Below are 17,363 nucleotides of genomic sequence, written 5' to 3'. Positions count from 1 at the left end.
ACTACGGCAGGTAGAGGTGATCGCATGATGCGCCGCGGTGTGATTGCACTCGCTTGTCTGGTCGTCGTCGGCTCGCTTCCGCTCTCGGTAGCTGGCGCAAGCGCCAACGCGTCGATTTCGAACGTCGAGGTGTCGCCGTCGTCACCGGCACCGGGCGAAACCGTGACGTTCGAGACGACGGTGCGAAACCTCGAGAACAGCGACGCCCCGCTCGCAATCAACGATATTGCGATCCGAAAAGCGGGTGGGAGCGGTATCACGGAGTACGAACGCGTCTCGGATCTGGGTTCGATTTCGCCGGGCAGCACGCTCGAAGTGCCCCTGACTGCCTCGTTTGAATCGTCCGGAACGAAGGACCTCCGTGTCATCGTGTACGGTCTCGACCGCGGGAACGGCGACAACATCCAACTCAGATACCCGGTGAAACTGAACGTGCAGGAGCGGCACCCGCAGATGGATATCTCGGTCAACGACTCCGTCGCCGGCATCGAATCCAGCGGCGAAGTCACGGTCGCAAACGGCCTCGACTCTCGGATAACGAACGTCGAAGTCGTCGTTGCGGGAGACGGCGTCGAGATGACCCAGAGCCGAACGGTCGAATCCAGCATCGCGGAGAACGGGTCGATCACTGCCCCGTTCCGATTCCGGCCCGACTCCGCCGGCGAGCACTCGCTGACCGCGACACTCAGATACACGATTGCTGGCGACACCACGCGTAACACGACCCGAACGACGGATATCGAGTCGGATCCGCTCCGCAACAGTGTCGAACTCGACACCACCGCAGTCGGTAGCGGCACCGACCGCGCACTGCGAGTCGCCGTCTCAAACGGGGCCAACGCCCCGATCACGGACGTTATGGTCGCGGCAGACTCGGAAAACGCGACGTTCCAGCGCGTGCTACTTGAGAACGTCTCAGCCAGTACGACTCGCCAGGTGCGGCTGAACGCTACCATGGAGGAACCGCGTGCAGATGCCACTGTCTCGGCCAACTACGACCTCGGGTCTGAGACACAGCAGACCAGTACCGAAACGACGATCCGGTCGGTTCCAGGGACGATAGATCTCACCGGCCTCGATGTCATCAGACAGGGCGGCAGGCTCCAGATCTCGGGGAGTGCAAGCAACGTCGGATCGACGGACGCCGATAGCGTCCTCGTCAGCGTCGTCAATACCGAAACGGTAACGCCGGCCACGCCGAACCGCGATTACTTCGTCGGCACGGTCCCGGACAGCGACTTCGTCTCCTTCAGCGTGTACGCCCGCACGGAGGGCAACGCCACGTCGGTGCCACTGGAGGTAACGTACCTCGTTGACGACACGCGCAAGACACAGCGGTTCGATGTGGCTATCAATCAGATGGGCGGCTCGGCACAGCAACCGGATCAGGACAGCAACAACGAGGGCGGAGACCAGAACAGCATGCTGCCGGTGTTCGTCGCCGGCGGGCTGGCACTGCTGGTCGTCGTCGGTGTCCTCGTGCGCCGGTACCGCCGCGGTGACGACGATATCGAGGTATGACGGTCATCGACGCACAGGGACTGGTCAAGCGCTACCGCACCGGCGGCCAGACCCTGTACGCACTGGCGGGCATCGATTTCGCTCTCGAGCCCGGCGAGTTCGTCTCGATCATGGGACCCAGCGGGAGTGGCAAGACGACGTTGCTAAACATCCTTGGGCTGCTGGACACGCCGACGGAAGGAACCGTGCTGCTGGAAGGGCAGGACGTGACCGGACTCGGTGACAGCAAACGGACCTCACTCCGCAAACAGACGATCGGGTTCGTGTTCCAGCATTTCTACCTCCTGCCGACGCTGACTGCCGTCGAGAACGTCGAGGTCCCGCTGCTGTTGGACAGCGATCCGGGGGTCACGAAACGGGCTCGAACGCTCCTGGAGCGGCTCGGACTCGGTGAGCGACTCGACCACAAGCCAGACGAACTCTCCGGCGGCCAGAAGCAACGCGTCGCCATCGCGCGCTCGCTCATCAACAGTCCGAAGGTCGTGCTCGCCGACGAGCCGACGGGCAACCTCGACAGCGAGACCGGGCGGCAGATACTCGACGAGTTCCGCCGCATCGCCGACGAGGACGACGTGGCCATCGTCGCGGTCACCCACGACGAACTGGTCAACGAATACGTCGACCGGACCGTCCATCTGGTCGACGGCACCATCGGGAGGGAACGGAAGAATGGCGGGTAGGTTCTTCCCGGCCGCGCTGATGGCGCGGCGCAACCTCACGCGGACGAAGATGCGCTCGCTGCTGGCCTCGCTGGGTATCGTCATCGGCGTCGTCGCCATCGCCTCACTGGGGATGTTCGGCGTTGCCCTTCAGTACTCCTTTACCCAGAATCTCGGTGATGTCGGGAACCAGCTCACGGTGTACCCGAACTCGGGCGAGAACGTCACCGAACTCACCGAGCGCGATATCCGTGCGATTCGCCGCGAGGCGAGTGCGACAGCAACCGTCGCACCGGTGATGACGCGTGTCGAACCGGTGTCGTACAATCGGGACGATCCGGTCCGGGAAACCATCTATGGCGTCGAGAATCCGGGCGAGTTGTACGAGGCCCAGGAGGGCCGGGTCTCGCCGTTCCGAACCGGGGCGCTCGTCGGGTCGAGTGTCGCGGAGGAACACGACCTGCACCCGGGGAGTCAGCTCACTGTCAACGGTACCAACGTCCGTGTGCAGGCAGTGCTCGAAGAAGGCGAGCCGTTCTCCTCGACGAACCCCGACAACCGGGTTATCATGTCGACGAACTCGTTCAGCCAGCGCGGCTACTCGGAAGTGTACGTCATCGAGTCCACCGGTACGGCGGCCAACGAAACGGCCATGGGGATCCGCAATTCGCTCAACGAGCGCGAGGAACGGGTGTTCGTTCAAGAACTGGGCTCTCTCGTCGACACCATCGAACAGCAGTTCCAGATCATCAACACCGTCCTCGCCGGCATCGCGTCGATTTCGCTGCTGGTGGCCGGCATCTCCATCCTCAACGTGATGTTGATGTCCACCGTCGAGCGCCGGGAAGAAATCGGCGTTCTCAGAGCGGTCGGCTACCAGAAGCGAGACGTTCTCAAAGTGATGCTGATGGAGGCGACGCTGCTCGGGTTCCTCGGCGGCATCGCCGGTGTCGTTCTGAGTATCGGTGCCGGGCTCGCGATCAACCACTATGCCGTCGGTGACGCGATGGCCGTCTTCAGGCTGCCAAACGCCTGGTACGTCGGCGCGGCGTTCACCTTTGGGGTGCTGACGAGCATCGTCAGCGGGCTGTATCCGGCTTGGAAAGCAGCGAGCGAAGAACCGGTCGACGCACTGCGCGGTTAAACGAGCGCCTCGACACCCGGCTCTAGCAGCGGTTCGGTCCGGTCGACCGACAGCGAATCGAACTGTGCGAGCCAGTGTTTGTCACCGCGCTCGAAGGCCTCCAGCGCGTCACCGACCGTGTAGGTCCGGTCCTCGTCCGAGCACGGGAACACGCCCTCCAGGTCGTCGCCGTCGTAAATCGCCAGCGAAACGACCGGGAACACGACCACGTCGTCGATGCGGTCCATCCCGACGTAGCTTCGGGTCCGCCGCTCGAACGCCGGGGTGAGCGAGTGGCCGTTCCGGTCCGCCCAGTCCTGAAACTCCTCGTAGGTCTTGATGGCTTCCGACCGCTTGTCCTCTGCCATCGTCCTGATCCGCTGCCACTCGCCGGCGACCATCGACTCGCTGAACACACCGTTTGCCTCCAGTCGCTTGACCCGATTGAGCACCTGCTGCTGTGCGTCGAACGTACCGTAGGTATCGCCCCGAAGATACAGTTCCGCCCGAAGGTGTGTGTCCTCTGTCATAGGTTCTCGTCGCTAGCTTCTCCAGAGACCCTCAAAACTCTTTCCCAGAATTGCGTGCTAACATACAGCATCCTTTCCTTTGTAGGAAACGCTGCTATACGGAGCTCTATACCCTCAATATAGGGTATTTACCTGACTATGGAAGGACCTTATACTATTAGTATTTTAATAGGATTTTTCACCCACGGTCGATTATACGTTCGATGATTGTCGAATAAATTTGCGGTTTGTTCCGTCCGGTTTCAACCGGGCGTTCGCAGAATTATAAGATTACATATATTTGGTGGATCGGGGCCTTGCTGGTCAAGTACCCCCGTTACGACCACCGCTCCTCTCGCTGGTCCCGGTTCTGAAAGGCCCGCGAGATACCGGTTCGGGGCTCGAGTACCGTGCCTAGCTGTTACTTTTGCCGCTTCAGGCACCGTCGCGCCCGAGAATTTTCGATAGCTGCCGAAGTTATGCGCCACCGGTGTCACAAAATTGGAATCGAGACGGGTTCTCGCTTCCGGTCAAATCGCGTTGCTTGCGGTTTCACCGCTCGCTATTCGAGACTCCGAGCAGAGCGAGGGGTCTCGCTGCTCACGGCTCCGCCGTTCGCGTTCCGAGGTCGCTCGCCTTGCTCGCGACCTCGCTAATCGTCCGCGTGCGCTTCCGCACCACTCGCAACGACATCGATTTCGCCAGCATCAAGCTCTTCCTCGATTTCACGGGCTGCCTGCACCATGTTCTCCATCTTGCCGTAGGCGACCTCACGCGGCAGGAGCTTCACGCCACAGTCCGGCGAGACGGTGAGTCGCTCCGGGGGCACGACTTCGAGGCCTTTCTTGATGTTCTCCTTGATTTCTTCGACGGACTCGACCTCCGCGGTGTGGGCGTCCAGTACGCCCATGGCGAAGTCCTTCGTGAACTCGTGGTCTTTGAACACGTCGAGCTGGTCGTAGTCGCCGTTGGCGAGTTCCAGGTCGTACTCGTGGACCGGGTAGTCCAGGATCTCGGGGTAGATCCGCGAATAGTCGCCGTAACAGACGTGCAGGCCGAGACGCACGTCGTCGGGGATTTCGTCGACGATGCGTTCCAGGCACTCGCCGACGATAGCGTGGTCGTCCGGGGTCGTGGCCAGCGCGGGCTCGTCAATCTGGATGTAGCGAGCGCCGGCGTCGACCAGCGCCTCGATTTCCTCGTTGACGAGGTCCGCAAGCTCGTACGCCAGCTGCTCCTCGCTGTCGTACACTTCGTTGAACGACCAGTTCGCCAGCGTGTAGGGACCCGTAATCGGGACCTTGACCGGGCGCTCGGCGACCTCGTCGGTGAACTCGAACTCCTCGACGAGCCACTGCTCGCCGTATTCGACCTCGTCGGCGACGCTGGGCTTGTCGAAGTAGTTGTGGCCCCACACCTTCACGCGGCCGTTGAACTCGTAGCCGTCGATCCGGTGGGCGAAGTACTCGACCATCTCGTTGCGGCGCATCTCGCCGTCACAGATGACATCGAGGCCCGCGCGCTCGTGTTCGTGGGTGATGAGCCGCGAGGCGTCGTCTTTCGATTCCTCCCACTCGTCCTCGCCGAAGTCGGCGTCCTCGTCCTCGAACAGCTCACGGGCACGGTCGTGCCACTTGGGCTTGGGGTAGGAGCCGACGACGGTCGTCAGCAGGAAGTGGTCGTTCGGGTGATCCGCCGGTTTGAACTGGTCTCGTGGTCCTGTCATCGTTTTATGCCTCCGCCGCCTCCAGATCCGCGGCGTTTGCGAGTGCTTTGAGCTTGTCTTCGAACTTGTTCACCGGGAGATAGAACGTTTCCGTGTTCGCCGTCGCGTAGACGGTGTCGAAGGCGGTGTTGGTCTGCTGTTCGAACCAGTCGATGCGGTCCCGGATCGTCTCGGGCGCTTCGACGAGCGTGTTCTGGCCGTCGACGACGCCGAGCGCAACGTCGTCCTTGGTGCCGTACTCCTGGACGTTGTAGACGGTCTGGTCGTGGTTCGAGACGAGGTCGAAGCCGATGGCGTCCACGCCGGCGTCCATTAGGTGCGCGTAGGTCTTCTCCTCGATTGCGCCCCAGTAGGTGTGGGCGACGACCTCGGCGTCGGCGGCCGAGGCGACGGCGTCGATTGCGTCCGCGGCGCGCTCGTCCTCGCCGTCGGCCGGTGCGTTCTCGACCAGCGACGGTTCGAGCAGGAACAGCGTCTCAACGTCGGGGAAGGACTTCACTTCCTCGACGAGGAAGTCCGCGATGGCGTCGAGGAACTCGGCGTCGTCGCCGTAGTACTCGTCGGTTGCCAGGTCGGCAAGCGAGTACGGGCCGGGGAGGACGGCCTGCAGCCCCGAGTCCACGTGGTCGGCTGCGGCACCAAGATCCGCGGCCACGTCGCCGCCGTCCGCGCCGAGGTCGCCCTGCACGACCGGCTCTCGGTAGAAGTTGTTGTTGTCGTAGTAGCGGACGATGCCTTTCGTCTCCACGCTATCGTGGACCGCGAGCGGGTGCGCGAGCATGTCGTCCCAGCGGAACTGGCCCTCGACGACGCGGTCGAGTCCAGCGTCCTGCTGAATGGAGATGACTTCTTCCCGCGCTTTGTCGTAGGCCGCGACGATCTCATCGGACTCGTCGCCCGAGATGAGGTCTGTCTTCTGGTGACCCTTCAGATCTGCCAGTTCGTCCTTGGCCCAGTCCGGGAGCGGAAAGAGCCCAGGGGTCGTGGCGATTACCTGTGTCATTGGCCTGGAGTAGGAAATGACGGGCTTTAATATTTCCTATTCCACTTAATGCCTGGAAGTAATTATTTTCGGTAAAAGCGCAGGACGACGAGCGCTTCGTAGGGATGTTTCTCGCTTGCAAGCTGTTCGCTCGCCAGCCCGTGTTCGCTCGCGTACGCTCGGACCGCTTCGGGGTCCGTGAGACTGCTGACGAGCATGAGTGCCTCCCCACCCGGGGCGAGTACGCGCTCGACTGTTTCGAGGAACGGGTCGACGAGGCGGCGGCCGTCGTCGCCGCCCGACAGCGCGTGTTCCATCCAGTCGTCCCATTCCTGTTCAGGCGGCGTCGGCAAGTAGGGCGGATTGAACGCCACGAGGTCGAACGTGTCCGTTCGGAACGGCTCGACGAGGTCGCCACGGACGACCGGGACGCCGTTACCGGCCGCCTCTCGACAGGCCAGCGGGCTCACGTCGACGCCGACCGCCCGTGCACCCGCCTCCGCGAGCATCGCGGCGACGTAACCCGACCCCGTCCCCACGTCAAGGACAGTATCGCCCGCGTCGACTCGCTCACGGGCCGTCCGCGCCAGCAGGTCCGAGTCCTCCGCGGGCTGATACACTGATTCCACGTCCCGCTGGTCGGCCAGCGAGGGGCGTTCAGTGCCATTCTCGTCGCCCGAATCTCCCGGTCCTCCGGCGTCAGACTCCTCGCCCATCTCAGGCCTCCGGCTCGCCGACCTCGTAGGCGAGCGTCGCCAGCGTGGCGAAATCGGCCGGCGTGAGCTTCCCGGCGCGGGCGCTCATCAGGTCCTCGTCGGCGGCCTCGACAACGGCGTCGGGGTCGCCCAGCCCGGAGATGTGGGCCGTGTTGCGGACAGCGTTGCGCATCGTCTTCCGGCGCTGAGTGAACACCGCCTTCAGGAAGTCCATGAAGAACTCGTCGCTGGGGACGGTGTAGTCGGGCTCCCGTGGCGTCGTCCGGACCAGTGCGCTCGTGACGCGCGGCTGCGGGTCGAACGCCGCCGGGGGCACCGTCTCGACAACCTCCACGTCGGCGTAGTGGCCCGCCGTCACCGACAGCCGGCCGTAGTCGTCCGTCGCCGGGTCGGCGGCCATCCGCTCGGCGAACTCCTGCTGAAACATCAACAGGAGCGGGCGCTGCTCCGGGAGGAGTCGAAAGGCGATCTCCGAGGACGCACCGTAGGGCAGGTTCGAGATACTGGCAGTGAAATCCGGCACGTCGATCTCAAGTGCGTCACCCTCGACGACGGTGAGCCGGTCCGCCGCTATCTCGTCGGCGAACTCCTCGCGGAGATGGGCGGCGAAGTCCGGGTCCCGTTCGACTGCGGTCACCGTCTCGGCCACAGAGAGCAAGCGGTCCGTCAGCGCGCCCGGTCCAGCGCCGATCTCAAGCACGTGCGAGAGGTCAACGTCCGCGTCTGTTGCGTACTCGGGAATGCGGTCCAGCACCCGGTCGTCGATGAGGAAGTGCTGGTCCTTCCGGGTATCGGCCCGTTTCCCAGCCCGTCGGACGAGCGCGTCGGGGTCCCGAGTCCCTGTCTCTGTCGTGGTCATTAGCGGGCCGTAACGGGTCGCGGTAGAAAAGGGTCGCCTTACGAGGACTGCTCCTCACGCCGGACGAACAGCCGGTACTTCAGGTCGTCGTCCTGTAGCTCTTCGAGGATCCGCTCGACGAGCGTCTCCTTGGGACTATGGAGCCCGCTGACGCGCTCTTCGAGGTCCTCGAAGCTCTCGAAGGGCTTTCGCTTGCGCTCGTCGAGGATCGTGTTCCGGAGCTTCTTCCCGATGCCCGGCAGGAGATTCAGCTGGTGGAGGCGCAGCGTGATGGGCTGGGCGTCATTGTAGAAGTCGACGAACCGCTGTTCGTTCGCCTCGACGATCTCCTCGACGGCGTAGTCGAGTTCCGAGCGCGCGCCGCTGGGAATGTCCTCGAACTCCACTTCCGTCACGCGGCCGAACTCCGTCAGGTCCACGCGGTCGCCGAACGCGATGTCCTCGGTCCCGTCGTCGAGTTCGAGCTCGTAAATGTAGAACTCCTCGATGTCGAGGGCGTACGCAAGCGGCTCCTTCTGGTGTTGTGGCCGGTCGTCTCCAGGCCGCCCGTGCGGGAGGACATCGAGGACAGCCGCCGCCATAGTGTCGCCGCCGCTCTCCGATTCAGTCATGTCAGGCAGTACGAGCAGAGCACACTTAATGGCGGTGGATGGCTGAGACCGCTTCACGGGACGGCACCGCTGCCGGTCGAAACGCGCCGCCGTACAGCGTGGTGGCCACTGCCCAATAGCAAAGAGCAAAAACGGTACACAGCCGAACCGACGGATGGCCGTCGTTATGCGTACTGCTTGACGATGTTGAGAATCTCGTCGAGTTCGTCGCCGTCGAGCGTGTAGCGCTCCTGGGCGAACACGGCACGGAGCTCATCCCGGTCAAGCGGCCGCAGGTTCGCGATCTTGTAGGCCGTCGGCGTGTCGACCTTCTCGAGCTGTTCGAGGTCCTCGACCAGTTGGAGCGACTCCTCGGGTTCGAGGACGGCAAAGCGGTTGACGTGCTCGATGGCCCGCTTGAGCTCGTAGCGCATCTCGCGGTCCTCCTCGGCCGCGCGCTCCATTTCGAGGTCTTCGAGTATCTCCTTGGTCTCTGCGACCGTCAGGAACTCCTCACTGACTTTTTCTTTAAATATCGTCATTCTTGCCGGCGCAGGTGCGCAGCGGTGACGATGATGGTCTTTGCCTTGCCACCGTCGACGATGTCGACCTTGTACGCGTCACCCTGCGTCCCTTCGACCGTGCCGGTCTGGCCGTCGAACCGCGGGTGGAAGCGCCCGTTCGGCACGGACGGGTCGATCTTCAGGTGGACTTTCTCGCCGGTCTCGAACTCTTCGACGGCGCGCTGTGGCGGCGACGTGCCGCGGTCGCGGGGCTTGTTCTTGAGCTTGTCTCGTGTTCCTTCGAGAGGTCCGTTTGAACTAGGCATTCTTGGTCCCCGATAATCCGGTCGCCCTAATAAAACGTGCGTTCCGCGGCCGCCACTGGTCACGCTCTTGCAGTCGCTATCTGTCCGAGTGGAAAACGACAGCGGCGAGTCGATTACAGGCGACCGGTGCTCTCGACGGAGACCGACTCGACATCCTCGACGTTTGCGAAGGCCTCTTCGACGGCTTCCGTGCCGCCGGTGTCGTCGGGGACGATGACCGTCGGCGTCAGCGCGACGAGGCCGAAGGCAACGTCTTCGCGCTCGAACCCGTTGATCTTCGTTCCTTCCGGAAGCACGCCCTCGAGACGCTCCTGCAGGTCGTCGAGGTCGACTTCGGGACTTTCCGGCATGACCTTGATCTTGGCAGCGACTTTCCCCATTGTTATGGCCCCATGAATCCGCAGTCAGGGCACTTGTAGAGGTTGCTCTGCTTCCGGCAGGTGGCACAGCGGTAGATCTGCTGACCACAGTCAGGGCACTTGAACGCGGCGGCGTTCGTGCCGGCGATGTTGATGCCACACGAGACGCACTTGCGCGCCCGTTTCTGTTGGCTCTCGCTCATACCTCCCCGTATCCGACCGCGGCTTTTAACGATTGCCAAACGCGGCCGCCACCGCGAGATGGTCTGTCATGGCCCTAGTTCCCGGGGAGAATGTCCCCGAGGGCAGCGCCGATTGCCATCGGAACGAATGCCACGGCACAGATACAGGCCGACTCGTAGACGACCGCGGGGTCCAACGACCACTCGACCAACCCCCAGCCGGTAAGGAGCGCAACGGAGACGACCAGCGCCGTTCCGGTGACGCCGACAAGCCGACGCGGAATGAGCCCGAAAATCGGGTTCGCCACCCGCACGTCCTGGAAGTCGGCGACGTACAGGATCGAAATGACCAGTCCGATGGCGATGACAATCGTCGCAGCGAGATACAGCGGGTGCTGGGCGATGTGGCGGCCGGCGTCGATTGTCCCGCCCTCGACGGCCATCGGAATCCCGAACAACAGCGAGCCCAGCAGCGCCTCCGCGAGGTCGGACCGACCGAACCCCCAGACGACCCGGCCAAATGTGGCGGGCTCGTGGTCCTGTGAGTCTGCGGCCGCACGCATCGCGTCCCGGACCTGCTGTCGCTCGTCCTCGGAGTCGACGAGCTGTTCTAACTCTTCGAGTTCGTCGAACAGGGTCGCGAACTCGTCGTCCTCGTCGCCCAGTTCGACCGGTGAGTCGCGCTGTTTGCTCATCGGTGGTCCAGGTCGCTGTCCCGCGTCGGTACTTCGGGGTCCGGGTCGGCTCCGGTCGTCGGCGTCCCGTCCTCCCAGACGTAGAACCCCTCACCGGTGACGACCCCGAGCTGTCCGTCCTCGACTTTTTGGCGGAGCAGCGCCGGCGGCTCGAACCGCTCGTCCAGCCGGTCGGCGAGGTCCGCAAGCGCTGCCAGCACCGTCTCCAGCCCGTGCCGGTCGGCGCGGATGAGCGGGCCGTCGCGGTCTGATCCCTCGCGCTCGAACGTCCGGTCGATATCTCGAACGGCGGCGACGCCGTCCTCCACCATCCGGATCGCTTCCGCGATGGTAGCGAGTTCGAGACGCAACGCGGCAAAGCCCGGCGTGTCGCTGACGACGATCGGCGTCGCGTCTAGACTCTCCACGAAGTCGGCGGTTCGGTCGCGGGTCGTCGCCGTGGTCTGTTCGGCGATGACGACCTCGACAATGTCGCCATCCGGCGGGTCGACGAGGTTGAGGCCGACTGCCCGGTCAGGACTCCGCAGGCCGGTGGCGACGGCAGTCACCGACAGCGACGTGTCACTGACGGCGATGAGCGTGTCTGCCTCGACCATCGTCTCCGTTTCGGCGACCAGTTCCCGGTGGCTGTCCGTATCGCCTTCGGTCGCGTCGATGACGACACCGACGCCACTGACGGCGCTTTCGAGGCCAGTCGTTCCGTCGACACCCGCCGACGTGTCTCCGCCGAGCGCCTGTTTGATCTCGTCGACGCAGTCCATCACGTCGGTCGCGTCCGTCCCGCGAAGGCGTACCGCGTGGCCTGCACGGACACATCGCTGTGCGAGATCCCGCCCCCGCTGTCCGGTTCCGAGTACGGCCACAGTCATGACAGTACCACCGCGCTCCCGGGGTTAATCATTTACGCCGGCCACCGTCCGTGGCCACACAGCCGTCGGTACTTCCTCCGGTGTCGGACTGACGCCGATATCGGCAGTACGCTTTTTTCACCACCGGCTGTATCGCCGGTCATGGACATCGGTGTACTGACAGTTCCACTGGGCGGACAGTCCCTCGACGATGCACTGGCGTACCTCGACGATCTGGGCGTGGATGCGGTCGAACTGGGGTGTGGCGGCTTCCCTGGCGACGACCACCTCGACCGGGAGGCGTATCTCGACAACGAAGAGAAACAGGCCGAACTGCAGGCGCTGTTAGACGAACACGACCTCCGGGTGAGCGCGCTGGCGACCCACAACAACCCGCTCCATCCCGACGACGACCGCGCCGCCGAGGCCGACCGGGAGCTCCGCGAGGCGATTCGTCTGGCCGACCAGCTTGACGTGAACACCGTCACGGGATTCTCGGGCCTACCCGCGGGCGGTCCCAATGATGACGTTCCGAACTGGATCACCGCCCCGTGGCCGACCGAACACGCCGACGCCCACGAGTACCAGTGGCGCGTCGCCGACGAGTACTGGTCGGACCTCGCGGCCCACGCGGGCGCACACGATGTGGATGTTGCCATCGAGATGCATCCGAACATGCTGGTGTACGAGCCCCGCGGCCTGCTGGAACTCCGTCGGCGGACGAACGACCGCATCGGCGCGAACTTCGACCCATCCCATCTGTACTGGCAGGGTATCGACGTGACCGAGGCCATCCGCCTGCTCGGCGAGGACGACGCTATCCACCACTTCCATGCCAAGGACACGAAGGTGTACGAGTCGAACGCCCGAGAGAAAGGCGTGCTGGACACCGCACCGTACACGGACGAGCCGGACCGGTCGTGGCTGTTCCGCTCTATCGGCTACGGCCACGGCGAGTCCCACTGGAAGGACGTGGTGTCGACGCTGCGGATGGTCGGCTACGACGGCGCGCTCTCCATCGAACACGAGGACTCGCTCACCAGCGCCCGCGAGGGCTTGGAGAAGGCCGTCGACGTACTCGACCGCGCCGTCTTCGAGACCCAGTCCGGCGACGCCTACTGGGCAGAATAGTCGATACGACCAACGACGCGGCTTTTCCCGGCACTTACGCTTATATACTGTTTGTGAGATAATACAACTGGACCACCGTATCCAGTGACACGTTATGGACATCGAACTCACGCACAAGCCCTCGTACACGCACGTCCGCGTCGACCTCGACAGTGGCGAATCCATCCTCGCCGAACCCGGCGCGATGGTCAGCCACTCGCCGACCATCGAAATCGAAACGACGACGAGCCGGGACGGCCTCCTCAGCTCCGCGAAGTCGATGCTGGGCGGCGAGTCGCTGCTCGCAAACGAGTTCACCGCCGAGGGCGGCCCCGGCACCGTCACCCTCGCGCCGCCGACGCCCGGCGACGTGCATCACCACGAACTCGCCGGCGAGACGCTGTACGCCGTCGACGGGGCGTTCCTCGCAGCCGACCCGAGTATCGACATCGACTCGGAGTTCGGCGGAATCAAGTCGATGCTGGCCGGCGCGAGCATCACGCCGCTGGCGCTAAAAGGGACCGGGAACGTCCTCATCGAGGCCTTCGGCGGGCTGGAAACCGTCGAACTCGACGCCGGCGAGTCCTATACCATCGACAACGACCACGTCGTCGCCTGGGCGGAGTCAGTCACCTTCGACGCCCACCGCGTTGGCGGGCTGAAGTCGACGCTGCTCAGCGGCGAGGGGCTCGTGATGGACTTCACCGGCCCCGGCACGGTCTGGTATCAGACGCGCGGCCTCGACTCGTTCACCTCGGCTATTGCCGACGCGCTGCCCGGGACGGGTGACAACGACGGCGACGCGTCCGGGCTGGACGACTTCATCTGAAAAGCCGGGGACGAATCGGCAGGGGACACTCCTTTCAGGAGAGCGCCTGCGTGATGTCTGTCGAGGACACCATGCCGACGTAGTCCTGATGTTCGTCGATGACCGGGAGGTGTTTGATGTCGTAGGTCGTCATCATCGCGGCGGCCTCGCCCAGTTCGAGCGAGGTTGTCACGCGCTCGACCGGCGCGGTCATCACGTCGCCAACAGTCGCCGACGAGAGGTCCTTTCCGGCCGCGACGGCGTCGACGATGTCGGTAGTCGTGATGATGCCGGCCTGTGCCCCCGGAACGAAGATGCCGTTGATGTTCTGCTCCCGCATCTGCGTCGCTGCCGATTTCACGGTTTCGTCGGCGGAAATCGTCTCTAACGGCGTCGACATGATATCCTCGATACGGACGGACGTTTCAGTTGCCATGGGGTGTCAACGCAGGCATCCGGTTTTGTCTTTTCCCTCGGCCCAGCCCGCCGCCCTGCCGTCACCCTGAGCGTTATTTCGCCCCCGGGTGAACAGCCGCGTATGACACTGGATATCGGCATGCTCGGCTATCGATTTATGGGCAAGGCCCACGCAAATGCGCTGGACCGCCTACCCATGTTCTTCCCGGAAGCGCCGGCCGTCAACAAGGACGTACTCGTCGGCCGCGACGAGGACGCGCTGACCGAGGCGGCCGACCGGCTCGGCTTCGACCGGATTGCGACGGACTGGCAGGACATCGTCGACGAGGTGGACGTGTTCTACAACCTCGGGCCGAACCACGTCCACGCCGAGCCGTCCATCGCGGCGCTGGAGGCCGGGACACCCACGTTCTGTGAGAAACCGCTCGCGCCGACGCTGGATACGGCCGAGGAAATGGCCCAGGCCGCTGCCGACGCCGGCGTGCCCGCGGGCGCGGCGTTCAACTACCGCTTCGTCCCGGCAATCCAGTACGCGAAGGGGCTCATCGACGACGGCGAACTCGGCGAGATTCGCCACTTCCGCGGGCAGTACCTCCAGGATTGGCTGGTCGATCCAGCGGCCCCGTGGTCCTGGCGCAACGACGCGGAGATGGCCGGCAGCGGGGCGCTCGGCGACCTCGGCTCCCACACTGTCGATCTGGCCCGATTCCTGCTTGGCGACACCGCCGGCGAGATAACCGACGTGAGCGGCCATCTCCGAACGTTCACCGAGGAACGACCCGTGGAGGGCAGCGACGAGACGCGCCCGGTGACTGTCGACGACGCCTACAGCGCCCAGATCGCGTTCGAGAACGGTGCAATGGGAACGTTAGAGGCCTCTCGGGTCGCCAACGGACACAAGAACGCCCACACCATCGAAATCGAGGGATCGAAGGGTGCGATCAAGTTCGACCTCGAACGGCTGAACGAACTGGAGGTGCTCACCGAAGGCGACCGCGGCTTCCAGCAGGTACTCATCACCGACGAAGACGACCCCTACGTCGACCACTGGTGGCCCCCCGGTCACGTCATCGGCTGGGAGCACACGTTCGTCCACGAGAACTTCGAGTTCCTCACGGCCGTGGCCGAGGGCGGCGAACAGGAGCCGTCCTTCGCCGACGGCCTGGCTGCACAGCGGGTCCTCGACGCTATCGAACGAAGCGACGAGCGCGGCGAGCGGGTCAACCTGTAGGGCCGAACCGAAACCCCCTTTCGGCGGCCACTGGTAGATTCTGGCATGCTCTCTATCGCGCTGGCCGGCAAACCGAACGCCGGCAAGTCTACTTTCTACACGGCGGCGACGATGGCCGAGGTCGATGTCGGGAACTACCCGTTCACCACCATCGACGCCAACCGCGGGGTCAGCCACGTCAGAACCGACTGCCCCTGTCTCGACCGTGAGGAACGCTGTGGCGACGACAACTGCCGGGACGGCAAGCGCTACGTCCCGGTAGAACTCATCGACGTGGCCGGTCTCGTCCCCGGTGCCCACGAGGGCCGCGGCCTCGGAAACCAGTTTCTCGACGAGCTGTCGACCGCCGACGTAATCCTCAACGTCGTCGACGCATCCGGCGGCACCGACGCCGAGGGCGAACCGGTCGAAGTCGGCGACCACGACCCCGTCGAAGACGTGCACTTCATCGAGGCGGAGATGGACCTGTGGCTCGCCAGCATCGTCGAGCGCAACTGGGAGTCAATCGAGCGCCAGTCCCGCTCGCCGGACTTCAAGCTCGACGAATCGCTCGTGGACATGCTGGCCGGCGTCGGGGCTTCCGAACTCGACGTGGCGCGGACGCTCCGTGATCTGGAGTACCCCGAGGATCCCATCGCCTGGACCGACGAGCACCGCGAGGCGCTGGCGACAGAGATCCGCCAGCGGACGAAGCCCCTCGTCGTCGTCGCGAACAAGGCCGACATCGCCCCGGAAGGGAACATCGAGGCCCTGCAGGAAGCCGCCGACGTGGTCGTGCCTGCCACGGCCGACGGCGAACTCGCGCTGCGAAACGCCGCACAGGCCGGCGTCATCGACTACGACCCGGGCGACCCGGACTTCGATATCGTCGGCGACGTGAGCGACCAGCAACGCGAGGGGCTGCACCGCATCCGCGACGTTATGGACGAGTGGGGTGGCACCGGCGTTCAGGGCGCGATGGACACCGCCGTCTACGACCTGCTTGACCACCTGACTGCCTATCCGGTCCAGAACGAGACCCACTGGACCGACGGCCAGGAGAACGTCCTCCCCGACGCATTCCTGCTTCGCCGCGGGGCGACGCCGAAAGACCTCGCCTACGCCGTCCACTCGGACATCGGCGACGGCTACATCCACGCCGTCGACGCCCGCGAGAACCGGCGTATCAGCGACGAGACGGAACTCGAAGAAGGGGCGGTCATCAAAATCGTCAGCGACGCGAACTGAGGTGTCCGGCCCGCGACCGCTCTCTTGCTCTTACTCCGGCAGCAAGTCCCGCAGCGTCGCCCGAATGTCCTCGCTCCCGGGGCTCTGTGGCACCTGTCCGAGCACGTCCCGTCCGAGCCGGTCCGTCGCCGCCCCGACCGAACGGTCATCAAGCAGCGTCCCGTACTTCAGCGCCAGTCGCGGCGACACGTCGAACAGGAGATCGCGCTTGCCGATGAGTGAGTGAGTTATCGACAGAATTTCGACGGCACGGTCGACGTACTGCTGTCTGGCGTCATCGTCGCCGTAGCCATCGAGAGCGGCCAGCAAGAACGCCTCCAGTTCGGCCTCGCGGTCGTGCAGCGCCGGCGGGTCCGAGAGCATCGTCGTCCCGTCTGGCCGCTCCGGGAGCATGCTCCGGCGGGGCGCATACGAGAGGACCGCACCAGTGGTGGGCGTCGTCGCGGCGGGTAGCGGCACTGCCAACCGCTTCGAAGGGTTCGTATCGGTGAAGACGACGTGGAGGTTCGACGGCTCGCCGCTTACTGGTTCGTCCCAGCCATCGGGGGTGTGCGTGTACCCCCGTCGGAGCGCTTCCTGTAGCGTGCGCGGAATCCGCCCGCCCTCGCCCTGCAGTTCCAGATGGAGGACGACGGGACCGTCGCCGCTCTCGTCAATAACGGACCACAGGGCCGGGAGCGCGTCCGCAGCACCGGCCGAGAGTTCGTAGCAGGTCGCGTCTCGTTCTGCAGCCAGCAGCCGGGCGAGCGTGCTGCCTCGCCAGCCGGTCAGGTCGGCCAGGTAGAACCACGGAAGGCCGTATATGGGGCCGATTGCGGCGTCGCCGGCCGCCGGATCGATAGTTGCTGGAACTGTCTCTAGATAGCTCTCGATGGTCTCCAGTTCGGGCGCGAAATACTCGGTCGTCGCCGAAGGGAGGGCGGTCGTCCGGCGACGGTGGTCGTCGACTGAGGCCATAGGCGGTGTAGGCCC

The 17,363-nt window shown here is 64.4% G+C and carries 21 protein-coding genes; 7 read left to right on the top strand and 14 right to left on the bottom strand.

Features of this window, described 5'->3' with window-relative positions; all coding sequences use genetic code 11:
- Window positions 1–27: 27 nt before the first annotated feature.
- The 3 genes from NDI54_RS14735 to NDI54_RS14725 are packed head-to-tail and all read left to right on the top strand — an operon-like array spanning window position 28 to window position 3,324.
- The gene (locus NDI54_RS14735) at window positions 28–1,521 is read left to right on the top strand and encodes a COG1361 family protein (RefSeq protein ID WP_310897308.1); all 1,494 of its coding nucleotides are present in this window, start codon (window positions 28–30) and stop codon (window positions 1,519–1,521) included.
- Window positions 1,518–2,201, top strand: a complete 684-nt coding sequence (locus NDI54_RS14730) for an ABC transporter ATP-binding protein (protein ID WP_310897196.1) — start codon at window positions 1,518–1,520, stop codon at window positions 2,199–2,201. The genes NDI54_RS14735 and NDI54_RS14730 overlap by 4 nt, the downstream gene beginning before the upstream one ends.
- Window positions 2,191–3,324 carry an ABC transporter permease gene (locus tag NDI54_RS14725; RefSeq protein WP_310897195.1) on the top strand — a complete coding sequence of 378 codons (1,134 nt, stop codon included), beginning with the start codon at window positions 2,191–2,193 and terminating at the stop codon, window positions 3,322–3,324. The genes NDI54_RS14730 and NDI54_RS14725 overlap by 11 nt, the downstream gene beginning before the upstream one ends.
- Here NDI54_RS14725 and NDI54_RS14720 read toward each other — a convergent pair.
- The 12 genes from NDI54_RS14720 to NDI54_RS14665 all read right to left on the bottom strand — a co-directional run bounded on the left by NDI54_RS14720 (window position 3,321) and on the right by NDI54_RS14665 (window position 11,619).
- Window positions 3,321–3,833, bottom strand: a complete 513-nt coding sequence (locus NDI54_RS14720; protein ID WP_310897194.1) for an HTH domain-containing protein — start codon at window positions 3,831–3,833, stop codon at window positions 3,321–3,323. The two genes, NDI54_RS14725 and NDI54_RS14720, sit on opposite strands and share 4 nt — an antisense overlap.
- 631 nt (window positions 3,834–4,464) lie before the next feature.
- A complete protein-coding gene (locus NDI54_RS14715) occupies window positions 4,465–5,538 on the bottom strand; it encodes a methionine synthase (protein ID WP_310897193.1) in 1,074 nt (357 codons plus the stop codon).
- Window positions 5,539–5,542: 4 nt separating this feature from the next.
- Complete coding sequence (locus tag NDI54_RS14710; RefSeq protein WP_310897192.1) at window positions 5,543–6,541, bottom strand: 5-methyltetrahydropteroyltriglutamate--homocysteine methyltransferase; 999 nt, start codon at window positions 6,539–6,541, stop codon at window positions 5,543–5,545.
- Window positions 6,542–6,603: 62 nt separating this feature from the next.
- Window positions 6,604–7,236, bottom strand: a complete 633-nt coding sequence (locus NDI54_RS14705; RefSeq protein WP_310897191.1) for a HemK2/MTQ2 family protein methyltransferase — start codon at window positions 7,234–7,236, stop codon at window positions 6,604–6,606.
- A gap of 1 nt (window position 7,237) precedes the next feature.
- Complete coding sequence (locus tag NDI54_RS14700; protein WP_310897190.1) at window positions 7,238–8,095, bottom strand: 16S ribosomal RNA methyltransferase A; 858 nt, start codon at window positions 8,093–8,095, stop codon at window positions 7,238–7,240.
- 38 nt (window positions 8,096–8,133) lie between these two features.
- Complete coding sequence (locus NDI54_RS14695) at window positions 8,134–8,706, bottom strand: DUF655 domain-containing protein (protein WP_310897189.1); 573 nt, start codon at window positions 8,704–8,706, stop codon at window positions 8,134–8,136.
- Between the two features lie 164 nt (window positions 8,707–8,870).
- Window positions 8,871–9,227, bottom strand: coding sequence for an RNA polymerase Rpb4 family protein (locus NDI54_RS14690; protein ID WP_310897188.1), 357 nt, complete (start codon window positions 9,225–9,227; stop codon window positions 8,871–8,873).
- The gene (locus NDI54_RS14685; protein WP_310897187.1) at window positions 9,224–9,514 is read right to left on the bottom strand and encodes a 50S ribosomal protein L21e; all 291 of its coding nucleotides are present in this window, start codon (window positions 9,512–9,514) and stop codon (window positions 9,224–9,226) included. Before NDI54_RS14685 ends, NDI54_RS14690 begins: the two co-directional genes overlap by 4 nt.
- Before the next feature lie 113 nt (window positions 9,515–9,627).
- Window positions 9,628–9,894: an elongation factor 1-beta gene (locus NDI54_RS14680; RefSeq protein WP_137682410.1), complete on the bottom strand. Its 267-nt coding sequence runs from the start codon at window positions 9,892–9,894 to the stop codon at window positions 9,628–9,630.
- A gap of 2 nt (window positions 9,895–9,896) precedes the next feature.
- The gene (locus NDI54_RS14675) at window positions 9,897–10,076 is read right to left on the bottom strand and encodes an HVO_2753 family zinc finger protein (protein ID WP_137682409.1); all 180 of its coding nucleotides are present in this window, start codon (window positions 10,074–10,076) and stop codon (window positions 9,897–9,899) included.
- Between the two features lie 74 nt (window positions 10,077–10,150).
- Window positions 10,151–10,750 (bottom strand): DUF2391 domain-containing protein, encoded by a 600-nt coding sequence (locus NDI54_RS14670; protein ID WP_310897186.1) that lies wholly within the window; start codon window positions 10,748–10,750, stop codon window positions 10,151–10,153.
- Entirely contained in the window at window positions 10,747–11,619 is an 873-nt protein-coding gene (locus tag NDI54_RS14665; RefSeq protein ID WP_310897185.1) for a 3-hydroxyacyl-CoA dehydrogenase family protein, read from the bottom strand. The genes NDI54_RS14670 and NDI54_RS14665 overlap by 4 nt, the downstream gene beginning before the upstream one ends.
- Window positions 11,620–11,760: 141 nt before the next feature.
- On the opposite strand from NDI54_RS14665, the gene NDI54_RS14660 reads away from it, so the two are divergent.
- Both NDI54_RS14660 and NDI54_RS14655 read left to right on the top strand, forming a co-directional pair.
- Complete coding sequence (locus NDI54_RS14660; RefSeq protein ID WP_310897184.1) at window positions 11,761–12,729, top strand: sugar phosphate isomerase/epimerase family protein; 969 nt, start codon at window positions 11,761–11,763, stop codon at window positions 12,727–12,729.
- A gap of 94 nt (window positions 12,730–12,823) precedes the next feature.
- Entirely contained in the window at window positions 12,824–13,537 is a 714-nt protein-coding gene (locus NDI54_RS14655) for a TIGR00266 family protein (protein ID WP_310897183.1), read from the top strand.
- 34 nt (window positions 13,538–13,571) lie between these two features.
- On the opposite strand, the gene NDI54_RS14650 is transcribed toward NDI54_RS14655, so the two are convergent.
- Window positions 13,572–13,952, bottom strand: coding sequence for a CBS domain-containing protein (locus tag NDI54_RS14650; protein ID WP_310897182.1), 381 nt, complete (start codon window positions 13,950–13,952; stop codon window positions 13,572–13,574).
- Between the two features lie 102 nt (window positions 13,953–14,054).
- Between NDI54_RS14650 and NDI54_RS14645 the strand changes: the two genes are divergently transcribed.
- Window positions 14,055–15,164, top strand: coding sequence for a Gfo/Idh/MocA family protein (locus NDI54_RS14645; protein WP_310897181.1), 1,110 nt, complete (start codon window positions 14,055–14,057; stop codon window positions 15,162–15,164).
- A 45-nt stretch (window positions 15,165–15,209) separates the two neighbouring features.
- Window positions 15,210–16,391, top strand: a complete 1,182-nt coding sequence (locus NDI54_RS14640; protein ID WP_310897180.1) for a redox-regulated ATPase YchF — start codon at window positions 15,210–15,212, stop codon at window positions 16,389–16,391.
- A gap of 30 nt (window positions 16,392–16,421) precedes the next feature.
- Here NDI54_RS14640 and NDI54_RS14635 read toward each other — a convergent pair whose 3' ends face one another.
- Window positions 16,422–17,348: a hypothetical protein gene (locus NDI54_RS14635; protein ID WP_310897179.1), complete on the bottom strand. Its 927-nt coding sequence runs from the start codon at window positions 17,346–17,348 to the stop codon at window positions 16,422–16,424.
- Window positions 17,349–17,363: the final 15 nt, after the last annotated feature.

This window comes from Haloarcula terrestris, assembly GCF_031624315.1.
GTDB lineage: Archaea > Halobacteriota > Halobacteria > Halobacteriales > Haloarculaceae > Haloarcula > Haloarcula terrestris.
The sequence above is the reverse complement of the archived record's forward strand: the minus strand, read 5'-3'. Positions and strand labels throughout refer to the sequence as shown.

What these genes read in the sequence shown, in the direction of transcription:
- NDI54_RS14735 (WP_310897308.1), top strand. Translation starts at nt 28, where the DNA reads ATGCGCCGCGGTGTGATTGCACTCGCTTGTCTGGTCGTCGTCGGCTCG.
- NDI54_RS14730 (WP_310897196.1), top strand. Translation starts at nt 1,518, where the DNA reads ATGACGGTCATCGACGCACAGGGACTGGTCAAGCGCTACCGCACCGGC.
- NDI54_RS14725 (WP_310897195.1), top strand. Translation starts at nt 2,191, where the DNA reads ATGGCGGGTAGGTTCTTCCCGGCCGCGCTGATGGCGCGGCGCAACCTC.
- NDI54_RS14720 (WP_310897194.1), bottom strand. Translation starts at nt 3,833, where the DNA reads ATGACAGAGGACACACACCTTCGGGCGGAACTGTATCTTCGGGGCGAT.
- NDI54_RS14715 (WP_310897193.1), bottom strand. Translation starts at nt 5,538, where the DNA reads ATGACAGGACCACGAGACCAGTTCAAACCGGCGGATCACCCGAACGAC.
- NDI54_RS14710 (WP_310897192.1), bottom strand. Translation starts at nt 6,541, where the DNA reads ATGACACAGGTAATCGCCACGACCCCTGGGCTCTTTCCGCTCCCGGAC.
- NDI54_RS14705 (WP_310897191.1), bottom strand. Translation starts at nt 7,236, where the DNA reads ATGGGCGAGGAGTCTGACGCCGGAGGACCGGGAGATTCGGGCGACGAG.
- NDI54_RS14700 (WP_310897190.1), bottom strand. Translation starts at nt 8,095, where the DNA reads ATGACCACGACAGAGACAGGGACTCGGGACCCCGACGCGCTCGTCCGA.
- NDI54_RS14695 (WP_310897189.1), bottom strand. Translation starts at nt 8,706, where the DNA reads ATGACTGAATCGGAGAGCGGCGGCGACACTATGGCGGCGGCTGTCCTC.
- NDI54_RS14690 (WP_310897188.1), bottom strand. Translation starts at nt 9,227, where the DNA reads ATGACGATATTTAAAGAAAAAGTCAGTGAGGAGTTCCTGACGGTCGCA.
- NDI54_RS14685 (WP_310897187.1), bottom strand. Translation starts at nt 9,514, where the DNA reads ATGCCTAGTTCAAACGGACCTCTCGAAGGAACACGAGACAAGCTCAAG.
- NDI54_RS14680 (WP_137682410.1), bottom strand. Translation starts at nt 9,894, where the DNA reads ATGGGGAAAGTCGCTGCCAAGATCAAGGTCATGCCGGAAAGTCCCGAA.
- NDI54_RS14675 (WP_137682409.1), bottom strand. Translation starts at nt 10,076, where the DNA reads ATGAGCGAGAGCCAACAGAAACGGGCGCGCAAGTGCGTCTCGTGTGGC.
- NDI54_RS14670 (WP_310897186.1), bottom strand. Translation starts at nt 10,750, where the DNA reads ATGAGCAAACAGCGCGACTCACCGGTCGAACTGGGCGACGAGGACGAC.
- NDI54_RS14665 (WP_310897185.1), bottom strand. Translation starts at nt 11,619, where the DNA reads ATGACTGTGGCCGTACTCGGAACCGGACAGCGGGGGCGGGATCTCGCA.
- NDI54_RS14660 (WP_310897184.1), top strand. Translation starts at nt 11,761, where the DNA reads ATGGACATCGGTGTACTGACAGTTCCACTGGGCGGACAGTCCCTCGAC.
- NDI54_RS14655 (WP_310897183.1), top strand. Translation starts at nt 12,824, where the DNA reads ATGGACATCGAACTCACGCACAAGCCCTCGTACACGCACGTCCGCGTC.
- NDI54_RS14650 (WP_310897182.1), bottom strand. Translation starts at nt 13,952, where the DNA reads ATGGCAACTGAAACGTCCGTCCGTATCGAGGATATCATGTCGACGCCG.
- NDI54_RS14645 (WP_310897181.1), top strand. Translation starts at nt 14,055, where the DNA reads ATGACACTGGATATCGGCATGCTCGGCTATCGATTTATGGGCAAGGCC.
- NDI54_RS14640 (WP_310897180.1), top strand. Translation starts at nt 15,210, where the DNA reads ATGCTCTCTATCGCGCTGGCCGGCAAACCGAACGCCGGCAAGTCTACT.
- NDI54_RS14635 (WP_310897179.1), bottom strand. Translation starts at nt 17,348, where the DNA reads ATGGCCTCAGTCGACGACCACCGTCGCCGGACGACCGCCCTCCCTTCG.